At 39.8% G+C, this 14,250-nt stretch carries 15 protein-coding genes and 1 tRNA gene; 1 reads left to right on the top strand and 15 read right to left on the bottom strand.

Annotated elements, in window-relative coordinates:
• Positions 1–253 precede the first annotated feature (253 nt).
• The 11 genes from ACM5BR_RS13460 to ACM5BR_RS13410 all read right to left on the bottom strand — a co-directional run bounded on the left by ACM5BR_RS13460 (position 254) and on the right by ACM5BR_RS13410 (position 10,223).
• Positions 254–628, bottom strand: a complete 375-nt coding sequence (locus ACM5BR_RS13460; protein ID WP_416828472.1) for a spore germination protein GerW family protein — start codon at positions 626–628, stop codon at positions 254–256.
• A gap of 308 nt (positions 629–936) precedes the next feature.
• Positions 937–1,062: a hypothetical protein gene (locus ACM5BR_RS13455; RefSeq protein ID WP_416828471.1), complete on the bottom strand. Its 126-nt coding sequence runs from the start codon at positions 1,060–1,062 to the stop codon at positions 937–939.
• 61 nt (positions 1,063–1,123) lie between these two features.
• Entirely contained in the window at positions 1,124–2,419 is a 1,296-nt protein-coding gene (gene eno, locus ACM5BR_RS13450; RefSeq protein WP_416828470.1) for a phosphopyruvate hydratase, read from the bottom strand.
• 27 nt (positions 2,420–2,446) lie between these two features.
• Positions 2,447–3,982: a 2,3-bisphosphoglycerate-independent phosphoglycerate mutase gene (gene gpmI, locus ACM5BR_RS13445; RefSeq protein ID WP_416828469.1), complete on the bottom strand. Its 1,536-nt coding sequence runs from the start codon at positions 3,980–3,982 to the stop codon at positions 2,447–2,449.
• Positions 3,982–4,737 carry a triose-phosphate isomerase gene (gene tpiA / locus ACM5BR_RS13440; RefSeq protein WP_416828468.1) on the bottom strand — a complete coding sequence of 252 codons (756 nt, stop codon included), beginning with the start codon at positions 4,735–4,737 and terminating at the stop codon, positions 3,982–3,984. The genes gpmI and tpiA overlap by 1 nt, the downstream gene beginning before the upstream one ends.
• 20 nt (positions 4,738–4,757) lie before the next feature.
• Positions 4,758–5,942, bottom strand: coding sequence for a phosphoglycerate kinase (locus tag ACM5BR_RS13435; protein WP_416828467.1), 1,185 nt, complete (start codon positions 5,940–5,942; stop codon positions 4,758–4,760).
• A 217-nt stretch (positions 5,943–6,159) separates the two neighbouring features.
• On the bottom strand, positions 6,160–7,164 hold the full coding sequence (gap, locus tag ACM5BR_RS13430) for a type I glyceraldehyde-3-phosphate dehydrogenase (protein WP_416828466.1): 1,005 nt from the start codon (positions 7,162–7,164) through the stop codon (positions 6,160–6,162).
• A 37-nt stretch (positions 7,165–7,201) separates the two neighbouring features.
• The gene (locus tag ACM5BR_RS13425) at positions 7,202–8,227 is read right to left on the bottom strand and encodes a sugar-binding transcriptional regulator (RefSeq protein ID WP_416828465.1); all 1,026 of its coding nucleotides are present in this window, start codon (positions 8,225–8,227) and stop codon (positions 7,202–7,204) included.
• Positions 8,228–8,353: 126 nt separating this feature from the next.
• Positions 8,354–8,602 carry a glutaredoxin family protein gene (locus ACM5BR_RS13420; RefSeq protein ID WP_416828464.1) on the bottom strand — a complete coding sequence of 83 codons (249 nt, stop codon included), beginning with the start codon at positions 8,600–8,602 and terminating at the stop codon, positions 8,354–8,356.
• A 6-nt stretch (positions 8,603–8,608) separates the two neighbouring features.
• A complete protein-coding gene (gene rpoN, locus ACM5BR_RS13415; RefSeq protein ID WP_416828463.1) occupies positions 8,609–9,892 on the bottom strand; it encodes an RNA polymerase factor sigma-54 in 1,284 nt (427 codons plus the stop codon).
• Positions 9,893–10,147: 255 nt separating this feature from the next.
• A tRNA-Arg gene (locus ACM5BR_RS13410) sits at positions 10,148–10,223 on the bottom strand.
• 236 nt (positions 10,224–10,459) lie between these two features.
• Here ACM5BR_RS13410 and clpP point away from each other — a divergent pair.
• Positions 10,460–11,041: an ATP-dependent Clp endopeptidase proteolytic subunit ClpP gene (gene clpP, locus ACM5BR_RS13405; RefSeq protein WP_416828462.1), complete on the top strand. Its 582-nt coding sequence runs from the start codon at positions 10,460–10,462 to the stop codon at positions 11,039–11,041.
• Positions 11,042–11,156: 115 nt separating this feature from the next.
• Here clpP and ACM5BR_RS13400 read toward each other — a convergent pair whose 3' ends face one another.
• Genes ACM5BR_RS13400 through rapZ form a run of 4 tightly spaced genes read right to left on the bottom strand, consistent with a single transcriptional unit; the run spans position 11,157 to position 14,239 of the window.
• The gene (locus ACM5BR_RS13400) at positions 11,157–11,414 is read right to left on the bottom strand and encodes an HPr family phosphocarrier protein (protein ID WP_416828461.1); all 258 of its coding nucleotides are present in this window, start codon (positions 11,412–11,414) and stop codon (positions 11,157–11,159) included.
• A 14-nt stretch (positions 11,415–11,428) separates the two neighbouring features.
• Complete coding sequence (gene whiA / locus ACM5BR_RS13395) at positions 11,429–12,379, bottom strand: DNA-binding protein WhiA (RefSeq protein WP_416828460.1); 951 nt, start codon at positions 12,377–12,379, stop codon at positions 11,429–11,431.
• Positions 12,380–12,400: 21 nt separating this feature from the next.
• Entirely contained in the window at positions 12,401–13,354 is a 954-nt protein-coding gene (locus tag ACM5BR_RS13390; protein ID WP_416828459.1) for a gluconeogenesis factor YvcK family protein, read from the bottom strand.
• 3 nt (positions 13,355–13,357) lie between these two features.
• On the bottom strand, positions 13,358–14,239 hold the full coding sequence (gene rapZ, locus ACM5BR_RS13385; RefSeq protein ID WP_416828458.1) for an RNase adapter RapZ: 882 nt from the start codon (positions 14,237–14,239) through the stop codon (positions 13,358–13,360).
• Positions 14,240–14,250 lie beyond the last annotated feature (11 nt).

Below are 14,250 nucleotides of genomic sequence, written 5' to 3'. Positions count from 1 at the left end.
AAAAATCATAGAATAAAAGGATAGAAATGCAGAAACGCCAAAAACGCTAACTGCGACTTTATGTAAGGTAGACGATGTATTTTGTTGAATCCATGATGTCCTAATAAAAATAACCCCTTTTTAATTTTAATATCTAATTATAACAAATTCAGGATTCAGGGCATATAGAAAAAACCTCCTATCATGTGCGCACATGATAGGAGGTAATTGGTTGTATTTTACAATACGGTCTGTACGAGGTGCAGAATTCTTCTCACCGTAATTTCTTAAAAATCCACACAAGACCAAATGTTAACATAGATAAAAGAACGAGGATAAACTTTATGTCTACTACCGGCTTGAATGTTGTTTCATCTTCTGTAATTTCATAAACCCCTAATGGCGTTACAGATACAAGTCCACTGCCGCCTCCACCCTCTCCTTGTATAATAGGCGAAGTTTCTTCTTTTGAAAGCCGTCCACCTCCGCCTCCGCCCCCAAAATTCCTAACTTTTGCAACAGGGAGAATGCGTTTGTTCTCTAAAACAATCGGGTCACCGTATACTAAAGAGACATCCTTTTGTTTAAAAATGTTATCAAATATCGTTTTAATAGGTGATGTAGAAGTAGTTTGCGTTTGTTTATCCATGGATTGTTAGCCCCTTTTGCTCATTTTTTATATGTATTCGTTCCTTTCTGGTCAAAATCCTATTGAAAAAGTATGAATCTTGATAAGACTCATTCTAGCAACCAAGCATACATCTTTGATACTGGATATATTAAAATTGTCTGTCTGATTTCGCTTTTTCGCGGTGAGGCTATGCGCCTGTAACCTGTTTCTCTCGCACATTCCGCTCAAATCAGGCATAGCTGTAAAAACAACAATGTGCTTACATAGCCTATAAAAAAAGACTCACCTTTGTAGATGAATCTTTCCTCGGATCCTCGATGCCACGATCATTCTGCTTGCCAAATAATCGATTTCGATAATAAACACGCTAGTTTCGATAATAAATTTTGAATTTCGATAATAAACCTTGGCGTTTCGATAATAAATGAAATGGCTCCAGTTTTATTACACAAAAAACCCCCTATCATGTGCGCACATGATAGGAGGTTTTTATCTACAAGGTTTCTGCAGTTATTATTTCTTTAAGTTATAGAAAGATTTTAAACCACCGTATACTGCGATGTCACCAAGTTCGTCTTCGATGCGAAGTAATTGGTTGTATTTAGCGATACGGTCTGTACGGCTAAGTGAACCTGTTTTGATTTGGCCAGCGTTTGTTGCAACAGCGATGTCAGCGATTGTAGCATCTTCTGTTTCACCAGAGCGGTGAGATACAACTGCAGTGTAGCCAGCGCGTTTTGCCATTTCGATTGCTTCGAATGTTTCTGTAAGTGTACCGATTTGGTTAACTTTGATAAGGATTGAGTTACCAACGCCTTGTTCGATACCTTGTGCAAGCTTCTTCGTGTTTGTAACGAATAAGTCGTCACCAACAAGTTGAACTTTCTTGCCTAGGCGTTCTGTTAATAATTTGTGACCTTCCCAGTCGTTTTCGTCTAAGCCGTCTTCGATTGAAAGGATTGGGAATTCTGCTACTAGTCCTTCGAAGAATGTTACCATTTCTTCAGAAGTTAAACCTGTGCGGCCTTCGCCAGCTAGATCGTATTTGCCTGTTTCTCTGTTGTAGAATTCAGAAGATGCAACGTCCATTCCTAAGAATACGTCTTTACCAGGTACATAGCCAGCTTTTTCGATTGCTTCTACGATTACTTCAAGTGCTTCACGGTTAGATCCAAGGTTAGGAGCGAAACCACCTTCGTCACCAACTGCTGTGTTTAAGCCTTTGCCTTTAAGTACTTTAGCAAGTGTATGGAATACTTCTGCGCCCATACGTAATGCTTCTTTGAATGTTGGAGCTCCAACTGGTAGGATCATGAATTCTTGGAAGTCAACGTTGTTGTCAGCGTGAGATCCACCGTTGATGATGTTCATCATTGGAGTTGGAAGTTGTTTTGCGTTGAATCCACCAAAGTAACGGTACAATGGAAGACCTACATAGTCAGCTGCTGCGATAGCTACTGCCATAGATACGCCAAGGATTGCGTTAGCGCCTAATTTACCTTTGTTTTCAGTTCCGTCTAATTCGATCATAACGCGGTCGATTAAAGCTTGGTCAGTTACGTCAAGACCTACAACTTCAGGAGCGATTAATTCATTTACATTATTTACAGCTTTGATTACACCTTTACCGCCATAACGAGATTTGTCACCGTCACGAAGTTCTACTGCTTCGTATTCACCAGTAGATGCACCACTTGGTACTAAAGCACGGCCAAATGAACCAGATTCAGTGTAAACTTCTACTTCTACAGTTGGATTACCGCGGGAATCAAGTACTTCACGAGCATAAACATCAACGATTGTTGGCATAAAAAATCTCTCCTTTTAATTAAAAAATTATTTTACGATAATTGATTTACCTGTCATTTCTTTTGGTTGTTCTACACCTAAAACAGTCAGAATAGTTGGTGCAATATCACCTAAAATTCCGCCATCGCGAAGCTTCACAGATTCATCTGTTACGATGAAAGGAACAGGGTTTGTTGTATGAGCTGTCATTGGCTTGCCTTCAGGAGTTAACTCTACATCGGCATTACCATGGTCTGCCGTAATAAGAGCAGTACCACCCTTAGCAAGAAGGGCATCAACAACTTTACCTACGCATTCATCTGTTGCTTCTACTGCCTTGATCGTAGGTTCCATCATTCCGGAGTGACCTACCATATCACAGTTTGCGAAGTTCAAGATGATCACATCGTGATTTTCTGCCTCGATGTCCTTAACAAGTGCATCTGTTACTTCGTAGATGCTCATTTCCGGTTTTAAGTCGTATGTAGCGACTTTCGGAGAATTGATAAGGATACGGTCCTCTCCAGGAAATTCTGCCTCACGACCTCCGCTAAAGAAGAAGGTAACATGTGGATACTTTTCTGTTTCCGCAATGCGAAGCTGTTTTAATCCGGCTTGAGAAACAACTTCCCCTAATGTATTATCTAAGTTTGTTGGCTTAAATGCAACATACCCGCCAACTGTTTCACTAAATTTCGTCATACACACGAATTCTGGAATGTGTGGTACTTTTTCACCACGATCGAATTCACGGAAATCTTCGTTCGTGAATACACGAGAAATTTGAATGGCACGGTCAGGACGGAAGTTATAGAAGATGATTGAGTCATCATTTGAAATCGTCGCAACTGGTGAACCGTCTTCCTTCGTCATAACAGAAGGTAATACGAATTCATCATAGATGCCGTTTTCGTAAGAATCCTTTACACATTCGTATGGATCTTTGTAAGATGGGCCTTCTCCGTATACCATTGCACGGTAGCATTTTTCAACGCGGTCCCATCTCTTATCACGGTCCATGCTGTAGTAACGTCCAGAAACAGTAGCAAATTGTCCTACTCCTGTTTCTTTGAATACATCATATGTTGCATCAATATAACCTTTTGCTGTTTGCGGACCAACATCACGTCCATCAAGGAACGCATGGACGTATACATTCTTTACGCCTTCCTTTGCAGCTAAGCGGATTAGCGCAAACATATGATTGATGTGGCTATGTACACCACCATCAGATAGAAGTCCGAACAAATGAAGACTTGTACCTTTTTCTTTCACGTTTTTAATTGCATTTAGGAAGGTTTCATTTCTTTCAAATTCACCTTCACGAATAGCAACGTTCACACGTGTTAAGCTTTGATAAACAATGCGGCCTGCACCGATGTTTAAGTGGCCTACTTCAGAGTTACCCATTTGGCCTTCTGGAAGACCTACTGCTTCTCCACATGCTGTTAGCGTTGTATGTGGATACTTCGCCCATAAGCGGTCAAAGTTTGGTTTTTTTGCTTGTGCAACAGCATTACCATATGTTTCTTCACGTAAACCAAAACCATCCATAATAATTAATGCAGTTGGTTTTCTAGTCATTATTTTACAGCCTCCAATAGTTGCAAGAACGAAGCTGGATCTAAGCTTGCGCCGCCAACTAATGCTCCGTCAATATCTGGTTGCGCCATATATTCTTTGATGTTACCTGGCTTCACGCTGCCGCCGTATTGGATACGGATTGCTTCAGCAACATCTGTAGAGAATGTAGCTGCAACAACACTGCGGATATGAGCACATACTTCGTTTGCATCTTCTTTCGAAGAAGATTTTCCAGTACCGATTGCCCAGATTGGTTCATAAGCAATAACAGTAGCCTTAAGTTGTTCTTCTGTTAAGCCTTCTAATGCTTTCTTCACTTGATCTCCTACAAGATCAAATGTCTTGCCGCTTTCGCGTTGTTCTAGCGTTTCTCCGCAACATACGATTGGAGTTAAACCATGAGCAAACGCTGCTTTCGTTTTCTTGTTCACTGTTTCGTCTGTTTCTGCAAACATTTCACGACGCTCTGAGTGACCAAGGATAACATAATTTACTTTTAAATCTTGCAATGCAACTGGGCTAATTTCGCCTGTGAACGCACCGCTTTCTTCAAAATGCATGTTTTGAGCGCCTACTTTTAATTCCGTACCTGCTGCAGTTGCAACTAGGCGTTCTAAAAATAGAGCTGGTGAGCATACAACAGAGTCTACTAATGTTGAAGAAGGGATTTGTCCTTTTACTTCTTCGGCAAAGCTCACTGCTTCAGATAATGTTTTGTTCATTTTCCAGTTACCAGCGATAATTGGTTTACGCATGAGATGCACCATCCTTTTGATTACTTATCGTTTAAACAAACAACGCCTGGAAGTTCTTTTCCTTCCATGAATTCAAGAGATGCGCCGCCGCCTGTAGAGATGTGGCTCATTTTGTCAGCTAAACCGAATTTTTCTACTGCTGCTGCAGAGTCACCGCCGCCAATTACAGAATATACATCTTTAGATTCAGCTAAAGCTACACCTACTGCTTTTGTACCATTTGCAAATTTATCAAATTCGAATACACCCATAGGTCCATTCCAAATTACTAATTTGCTGTTTTTGATAACATCAGCATAAATCTTTTCTGTTTTTGGACCGATATCTAATGCTTGCCATTCACTTGGAATTGCATCGATGTCTACTACATCTGTATTTGGATTTTCACCAAACTCATCAGCAATAACAGCGTCAACTGGCATATAGAAGTTAACTCCTTTTTCTTTAGCCAATTGCATAAATTCTTTTGCAAGATCTAATTTATCGTTTTCACAAAGAGATTTTCCGATTTCATGTCCTTGTGCTTTTACGAAAGTATAAGCTAATCCGCCGCCAATAATTAAATTGTCTACCATGTCAAGCAAGTTGCGGATTACACCAATTTTGTCTTTTACTTTTGCTCCACCAATGATTGCTGTGAAAGGACGTTCTGGATTTGATAATGCTTTTCCTAACACTTCTAGTTCTTTTTCCATTAGAAGTCCAGATACGGCAGGTAAAAATTCTGCAATTCCAGCTGTAGAAGCGTGTGCACGGTGAGCAGCACCGAATGCATCGTTTACAAATAAGTCAGCTAATGCTGCAAATTCTTTTGCAAGCGTAAGATCGTTCTTTTCTTCTCCAGGATAAAAACGTACGTTTTCAAGAAGAAGAATATCGCCTTCTTGCATGCCGTTTACAACAGCTTGTACTTCAGGTCCAAACGCTTCGTCAGTCTTTTTCACTTCTTTTCCAAGAAGCTCGCTTAAACGCTTTGCAACTGGTGTTAAACGCATTTCTTCTACCACTTGACCTTTTGGACGACCAAGATGGCTTGCAAGAATCACTTTCGCACCTTTTTCTACTAAGAACTGAATAGTAGGAAGCGCAGCGCGAATACGAGTTTCGTCAGTAATTTGACCGTCTTTCATAGGTACGTTAAAGTCAACACGACAAAATACACGTTTGCCCTTTACATCTACATCACGAATTGATTTTTTGTTCATTTGGATTTCCTCCATCTTTAATAGGACTTACAAAACCCATTCATCAGCTTATCACAATTTTCTATAAAGTTGAATAATACGAAGGGGTTTTGTTTAGAAAAGCATGAACATAAAGCAAACACGGTCGCTCTTTTCCATGTAAGCCAGATTGAAAATAAAGAAAAGAGAGGGAACAGTCCCTCTCTTCCCTAAGAAGTCATATATGATTGGCTAAGAATTAAAGACCTTTAGAAGCGATATAAGCAACTAGGTCAACTACACGGTTAGAGTAACCAGTTTCGTTATCGTACCAAGAAAGTACTTTTACCATGTTACCTTCCATAACCATTGTGCTAAGTGCATCGATTGTAGAAGAGTTTGTGCAACCATTGTAGTCAATTGATACAAGTGGTTGTTCGCTGTATCCAAGGATTCCTTTTAATTCGCCTTCAGCTGCTTCTTTGAATGCTGCATTTAATTCTTCAACTGTTACAGATTTGTCAAGTTCAGCAACTAGGTCAACAAGTGATACGTTTGGAGTTGGAACACGTACAGCACCACCGTTTAATTTACCTTTAAGTTCAGGTAATACAAGAGCAACGGCTTTAGCAGCACCAGTTGTTGTAGGGATCATGCTCATTGCAGCTGCACGTGCACGACGTAAATCTTTATGTGGTAAGTCTAGAATTTGTTGGTCATTTGTGTATGAGTGAATAGTAGTCATCATACCGCGTTTGATACCGAATTTTTCGTTTAATACTTTAGCAAATGGTGCTAAGCAGTTTGTAGTACAAGAAGCGTTTGAAAGAACATTGTGGCTAGCTGCATCGTATTTGTCTTGGTTAACGCCCATTACGATCGTAATATCTTCGCCACTAGCAGGAGCTGAGATAACTACTTTCTTAACAGATCCGCCTAAGTGTTTTTCAGCATCTTCTTTTTTCGTGAAACGGCCAGTAGATTCAACAACTACTTCTACACCGTAATCGCTCCAAGGAAGTTGAGCTGGGTCACGTTCAGCAATAACCTTAATTTCTTTACCGTTAACAACAATGCTGTCGCCGTTTACAGAAACTTCAGCTTTTAATGAACCATGTACTGAATCATATTGTAAAAGATGTGCTAATGTTGCAGCGTTTGTTAAATCGTTAATTGCTACAATTTCTACATTTGCATTATTTAGAGCCGCGCGGAATACATTACGACCAATACGTCCAAATCCATTAATACCAACTTTAACCATTTGATATTCCTCCTCAAGAAAATGAATAAATATTATATTAAGGGTTTCCCCTTAGTAACTCTTTTGCTGCACCTTCATCTGTCACAAGCAGTGAAGTGTGCCCTTGCCTGATAACTGCCTGAATTGCTTTCGCCTTTGAAGTACCGCCAGCAACTGCAATGACATGAGGAATATGTTCTAAATCCTCTAGCTGCATGCCGACCGTTAATACTTTGTGAATCACTTCGCCTTGCTCGTTGAAATAATACCCAAATGCTTCTCCAACAGCCTTGCCATCTTCAATTTTGTTCCAGTTTGCTTCAGGTGTTTTACGTCTGTGTGCCATCGTAAATGCATCACCAATCCCATGAACCACAATCGACGAAGAATGAATCAATTCTAAAATCGATTTCACAGATGGCTCTGACATAATGGATGAGTATACCTCAATACCAACATGATCTGGGACATACAGTAGACGATAGCTGCTGTTCGTGTTCTTTGCCATCTTGGCACAGATTGTATTGGCCTCGTTTTCAACACTTTCTCCGATACCTCCACGTGCAGGTACAAACAAAATGTCTAAGCTTTTAAGGTCAATGTCCATCATTTCAGCTACAGATGCAAGCGTTGTTCCACCAGTCACAGCAACAATATTGTGTGCTTCCAGACGCTTCCTTATGCAAGAAACAGTTGCACGTCCCATTTCTTGTTTCACCCACTTCGATTCGTCGCTGTCGCCAGCAACCACGAAAACATCCTGTAAACCAAGCTTTTCTTTAAGCTTTTCTTCCAACACTTTCAAGCCGGATATTTCGCGAATAAAATCTTCAAGGGCTAGCACAAGGGATTCACCTTCGTCTGTAACAGACATACCTGAAGATGTAACGTGAATCAGGTTTTGTGTTTTTAACACTTGAACTTCACTTCGTAAAACTCGTTCTGTCATGTGTAAACTAGCTGATAAGTTTCTGCGGCCAATCGGCTGTGAAAGCCGTATGTACTGCAAAATTTTCATTCTAGTTTGCATAACAGGTAGCAGATCAGGTAATAATTTGTTTGCGTATTCAATCCATGAACGCATTGCTTTTCTCCTCACTTACATCGTTCATTGAGTTGGGCACTATACGTCCCGTGGTGACATATTGTGTCCCACATGTTCTAAAAAAATATCCCTGCTACGGTTATTATTATAACAGGGGCTTTTCTCTTATTCAACCCGCAACTCTTTGGTTAAGCGCTTACTTATGACACATTTGTGAATCTCTCCATATTCTACTATTTCACCGTTCATTTCTATAACCGGGATCATCATTCCATAGCGCTCAATCAAGCTTTCGTCCTCGTATATATCTATTTCCTCGTATTCAAATTTGTATGCATATTTCAATTGATTTAATATGAATTTTGCTTCTTCACATAGACCACAATTTCTTTTTCCATACAATACAAGTTTCATCGATAATCACGATCCAATCTGCTTGCGGTGGGCAGCACAAGGAATGTTACATTGTTCACGGTATTTTGCCACTGTTCTTCTCGAGAGAGAAATGCCATACGATGATTCTAATAGCCCTGCAAGCTTCTGATCCGAGTAAGGCTTCCTCTTATTTTCAGTTTCAATAAAACCCTTTACTAGTTCTTTCACTCGTTTCGTCGAAATCTCTTCCGCAGCCGAATGGATAGCATAACTAAAAAACGATTTCATTTCAACAACTCCATAAGGTGTCGCTACATATTTATGCCTTGTAGCACGACTAACGGTTGATTCATGAATGTGTAATTCATTCGCAATTTCTTTTAATGAAAGCGGCTTAATATAGGATGGACCCTTTTGAAAAAAATCCTCCTGTCTACGAACAATAGCTTCCATAACTTGCAGCAGCGTACGATCTCGCTGCTCTAAGCTTCGTAGAATCCAATTCACATGTTGATATTTGTCTGATAAATAGGTCGTAACATCTCGTTCTGTACTTTTCGCTAAAAGATCTCGATAGTCAGAATGAATTTTCACCTTTGGAATGTAAGATTGTTGCAATTCTACTACATACGTATCCTTCACCTTTTCAACTCGTATATCAGGAATGATATACTGTGGCAGTTCTTGACTATAGGCTAGACCTGGCTTCGGCTGCAAGGACAATATGGTATCCACCGCCGCTTGGAGCTCTGACATTTTCACATGTAGTTCCTGCGAAAGACGTCTCCAATCCCTTCTTGCTACCTCTTGAAAATAATGAAAAACAAGCTGCTCCGCTAACGTATTTCGGTTTTGTAAACGCTTTAATTGTAAACCAAGACATTCCTGAAGGGAACGTGCTCCAACCCCTGCAGGTTCCAGCATTTGTAAAATTTCGATACTTTGTTCTACTTCAGCATGTGATACTTGTAATAAAGCAGCAAGCTCTTCCTCAGTCTCTTCTAGATATCCGCTTTCATTCAAGCTATCAATCAGACATACAACTACTTTCCGCAAATAACTCGGCACGGCCATCTCACTTAATTGACTCCGTAAATGTTGCAAAAGGGTAACAGGACGCGCACTATATATATCCATTTGGTTATCCACGACACGTTTTTCTTTTCTCTGATGAAAGCTGCTAAGATCAACCAATGGGTTTTCTAGTATCTGCTCGTACAGAAATTCTGTTAGCTCTTGCGCATTGTATTGGAGCATCGTAATGGACTGGCGTAATTCCTGGGTCATCACGAACCGCAATGATTGTTCCTGCGAAAGGACCAGATTCAAGCTCATCTCTCCCTTACAATGTAATGAACGGCAAATTTTTAAAAAGGGAAATACACTTCATAACAAAGCTTACCATATATTGTACAATAAATTGTCAAAAAAATCGCACAAAAATGATTGAAATCTTCTTACATTATATGTATGGCCGCTAGGCGGTGGTTACAAATAAAACCGTTCCAGCTTGAAATTGACCGTAGAAGTCTCTCTTACTTAAAATAAAAAAACTCAACCTACGATAGGTTGAGTTTTTTTGAACGCGCTCGAAGGGATTCGAACCCCCGACAGACGTGGTACCGGAAACCACCGCTCTATCCAACTGAGCTACGAGCGCAAATGGTCATAACGATATTATAAAGACTTTTTGACAAAAATGCAATGTTTAAAATCAGTTCATTCGGTTATGATGATGAATAGTAGAAAAGAAGGGATACCGTCCCAAGTAGCGAATACAAGTACATGGATACATATTTTATAAAAGGTTAAATTCTAAGTGGTTTCGTTTGACCTTTTTTGACCATAATTGTATCATAAGGATGAAAGATTTTTTCTATTAAAGGAGGAATACGAATGAATTTAATTCCTACAGTTATTGAACAAACAAACCGCGGAGAACGCGCGTATGACATTTACTCTCGTCTTTTAAAAGACCGTATCATCATGCTTGGTAGTGCCATTGATGATAATGTTTCAAACTCAATTGTAGCACAGCTTTTGTTCTTAGAAGCACAGGATTCTGAAAAGGATATCCATTTATACATTAACAGCCCTGGTGGTTCCATTACAGCTGGTATGGCTATTTATGATACGATGCAATTTATTAAAGCTCCTGTTTCAACCATTTGTATCGGTATGGCAGCATCTATGGGTGCATTTTTATTAGCTGCAGGAGAAAAAGGCAAACGCTTTGCACTTCCTAACAGTGAAGTTATGATTCACCAACCGCTTGGTGGTGCGCAAGGTCAAGCAACAGAAATTGAAATTGCTGCAAAACGGATTCTTTTCTTACGTGATAAATTGAATGGCATTTTAGCAGAACGCACAGGTCAACCTTTAGAAGTTATCCAACGTGATACAGAGCGTGATAATTTCATGACAGCAGAAAGAGCACTAGAATACGGTTTGATTGACAAAATCGTTGCGAAGAAATAAATAGTACGTTAAACGGAAAGCCCACAAAATTGTAAGTGATTTTGTGGGCTTTTGTATGTTTTCTAAAAGCGAAAAAACCCACGAAGAAAAAATAATTTCCTCCACGGGTTCGCTTTTAATGTTCTTTTTGTACAAATTTTATTAATGCCTCTACTGCTTCTGCTTCGTCAGAACCATCAGCAGTAATGGTCACCTCACTATTTGCTCCAACTGCCAAGCTCATAATCCCCATAATGCTTTTCGCATTAACTTTCTTGCCGTCTTTCTCCACATAAACATCTGCATGAAATCGATTTGCTTCTTGCACAAACAACGCCGCTGGACGTGCTTGCAATCCAGACTTTAATGATACTGTTACTTGTTTGTTTACCACTTTCATTTACCCCCTTATTTCTTAAGTGCTGGTTCTCCAGCTCGCAGTTTCTCCGCTAGTTCATCTATTTTTCTTAAACGATGATTTATGCCGGATTTACTTATTGTTCCTCCGGACATCATCTCCCCTAATTCCTTTAAGGTAACATCCTGATAGGTAATACGCAATTCTGCAATTTCGCGCAGCTTGTCAGGAAGAGAATCGAGTCCCACGGCCCGATCAATGTATTTAATATTCTCGATTTGCCTAAGGGCTGCCCCAATGGTTTTGTTTAAATTAGCGGTTTCACAATTAACAAGACGATTTACTGAATTTCTCATATCTCGTAAAATTCGAATATCCTCAAAGCGAAGCAAGGCATTATGAGCACCGATAATATTCAGAAATTCTGTAATCTTCTCCGCTTCCTTTAAATAGGTGATGTATCCCTTTCGACGTTCGAGCGTTTTGCTATTTAAATCAAACTCGTTCATGAGTTCACATATACTATCATTGTGTTCTTCGTATAGTGAGAATATTTCTAGATGATAGGAGGAAGTTTCCGGGTTATTCACCGATCCTCCCGCCAAAAACGCTCCGCGTAAATAAGAGCGTTTGCAACACTTCTTGCGAATAAGATCATGTGAAATATTATGAACGAGTGAAAAATCACCTTGAATAATTTGCAAGTCATCCAGAATTTCTTTCGCCTTTTCCACGAGTCGCACAATGTACACATTGTTTTTCTTTAAACGCATTTTCTTTCGAACGAGCAACTCTACCGTCACTTCATAGCTTCTTTTCAATAGCACATAAATACGCCTGGCAATTGCCGCATTTTCCGTTTGAATATCTATAATAAGACGACGATTTGAAAAGGAAAGTGAGCCGTTCATACGAATAAGAGCTGACAATTCTGCCCTAACACAACAGTCCTTTATGGCTATATTCGTCAGTTCTTTCTTCGTCTCTGATGCAAATGACATGTTCTCACCTCCCGTAAAATCCTATAATAGCGCATACAAAATTGATGCTAATTTAGCTGTATTATGACGAATAACATCATCATTATATTTGACCAGCTTATCTTGAATGACTTCAATTCCAAGAGACTTTAGTTTATCTTCATCACACGCTACTGGCTCTGACTCCCGCTTCTGATATCGTATTAACAAATGATCGGGTATTTCCCCGTTATTTAAGATAACAGTATTAATAAAAGATGTTCCGAGATGATCATGGAGTGCCTGAACGTGATCAGATGCAGCATATCCTATTGTTTCTCCTGGTTGCGTCATTACATTGCATACGTAAATTTTCTTTGCTTTTGCAGCAAGAACAGCCTTTCCAATTTTCTTAACAAGAAGATTCGGTAATATACTCGTGTATAGGCTGCCAGGACCAAATACAAGCAGGTCGGCTTTTTTAATTTCATTTAATGTTTCTGAAAGCGGCTCAACCTGTTCTGGTGTTAAAAAGACACGCTTAATCTTTTCACCAGAGTCAGGAATTTTCGATTCACCTGAAATAATTGTGCCATCTGCATATTCAGCATGTAACACAACGCTTTGATTTGCTGCCGGGAGGACACGCCCTCTTACATTTAATACTTTACTCATTTCCGTAATGGCGTGGAAAAAATCCCCTGTAATCGATGTCATTCCAGCAAGCAATAAATTGCCTAGCGCATGACCTGACAAACCATCTCCGGTAGTAAAGCGATGCTGGAACAATGCCTCTACTAAAGGTTCTACATCGGAAAGCGCAACGAGAACGTTGCGAACATCTCCTGGAGGTGGAATTTCTAATGCATCTCTCAGCCTGCCTGAGCTTCCTCCATCATCGGCAACCGTCACAATGGCGGTAATGTCGACGGGATATTTTTTTAGCCCCCGCAAGAGGACGGATAATCCTGTTCCCCCTCCAAAAATGACCATTTTTGGTTTTCTCTCTTTTACCATACCTTAATGTCCCTTTCTTTTATCAACATCACGATGAGACACATGCGTACTATAATCCTGTTCAAAATACTTTGCTAAATACTCAGCAATCGTTACAGAGCGATGTTGTCCGCCTGTACAACCAATCGCTATGACAAGCTGGCTTTTTCCCTCTCTCTTAAAGTGAGGCAACATAAATCCAATCAAGTCAGTAAGCTTTTCTAAAAATTTATGTGTTTCAGAAAACTTCATTACATAAGTTGAAACTTCTTCATCTAAACCTGTAAGAGGTTTCATATGAGGAATATAAAATGGATTCGGTAAAAAGCGAACATCAAAGACTAAATCTGCATCAATTGGCACACCATATTTAAATCCAAAGGATGTTACATTTACACGAAATCCCGTTTCATCTTCCGTAGAAAATAAACCTATAATCTTTTCTCGTAATTCCTTCGGCTTCAAGTCTGTAGTATCCAGTACGATATTTGCTCGCGCCTTCATATCTAGTAACAAATCCCGTTCTAGCATAATGCCCTTTAATGGCAAATCGTTTGGAGCTAATGGGTGCGATCGTCTCGTTTCCTTATAACGCGTAACAAGTGTCGTATCCTTTGCATCTAAAAATAGGATATGCGGCATCACCCATGTTCGTTCCGTAAGATCATCTAAGGCTCCCCATAAATGGTCGAAAAATTCTCGTCCGCGTAAATCAATCCCAAGTGCTACTTTATCCATTTTATTTGTTGATTCGGACATAAGCTCTACAAACTTAGGTAACAGTGCAGGCGGTAAGTTGTCTACACAAAAATAACCTAAATCTTCAAAGCTTTGTAATGCCACTGTTTTACCAGCACCCGACATCCCGGTGATAATGACCATTTTTATATTGTTCTTCTCTTCCACAGTCGTCTCCC

Source organism: Ectobacillus polymachus (genome assembly GCF_048159605.1).
In the GTDB taxonomy this organism is placed as follows: Bacteria; Bacillota; Bacilli; order Bacillales; family Bacillaceae_G; genus Ectobacillus; species Ectobacillus polymachus.
This window is presented reverse-complemented; position numbering and strand designations above follow the sequence as displayed.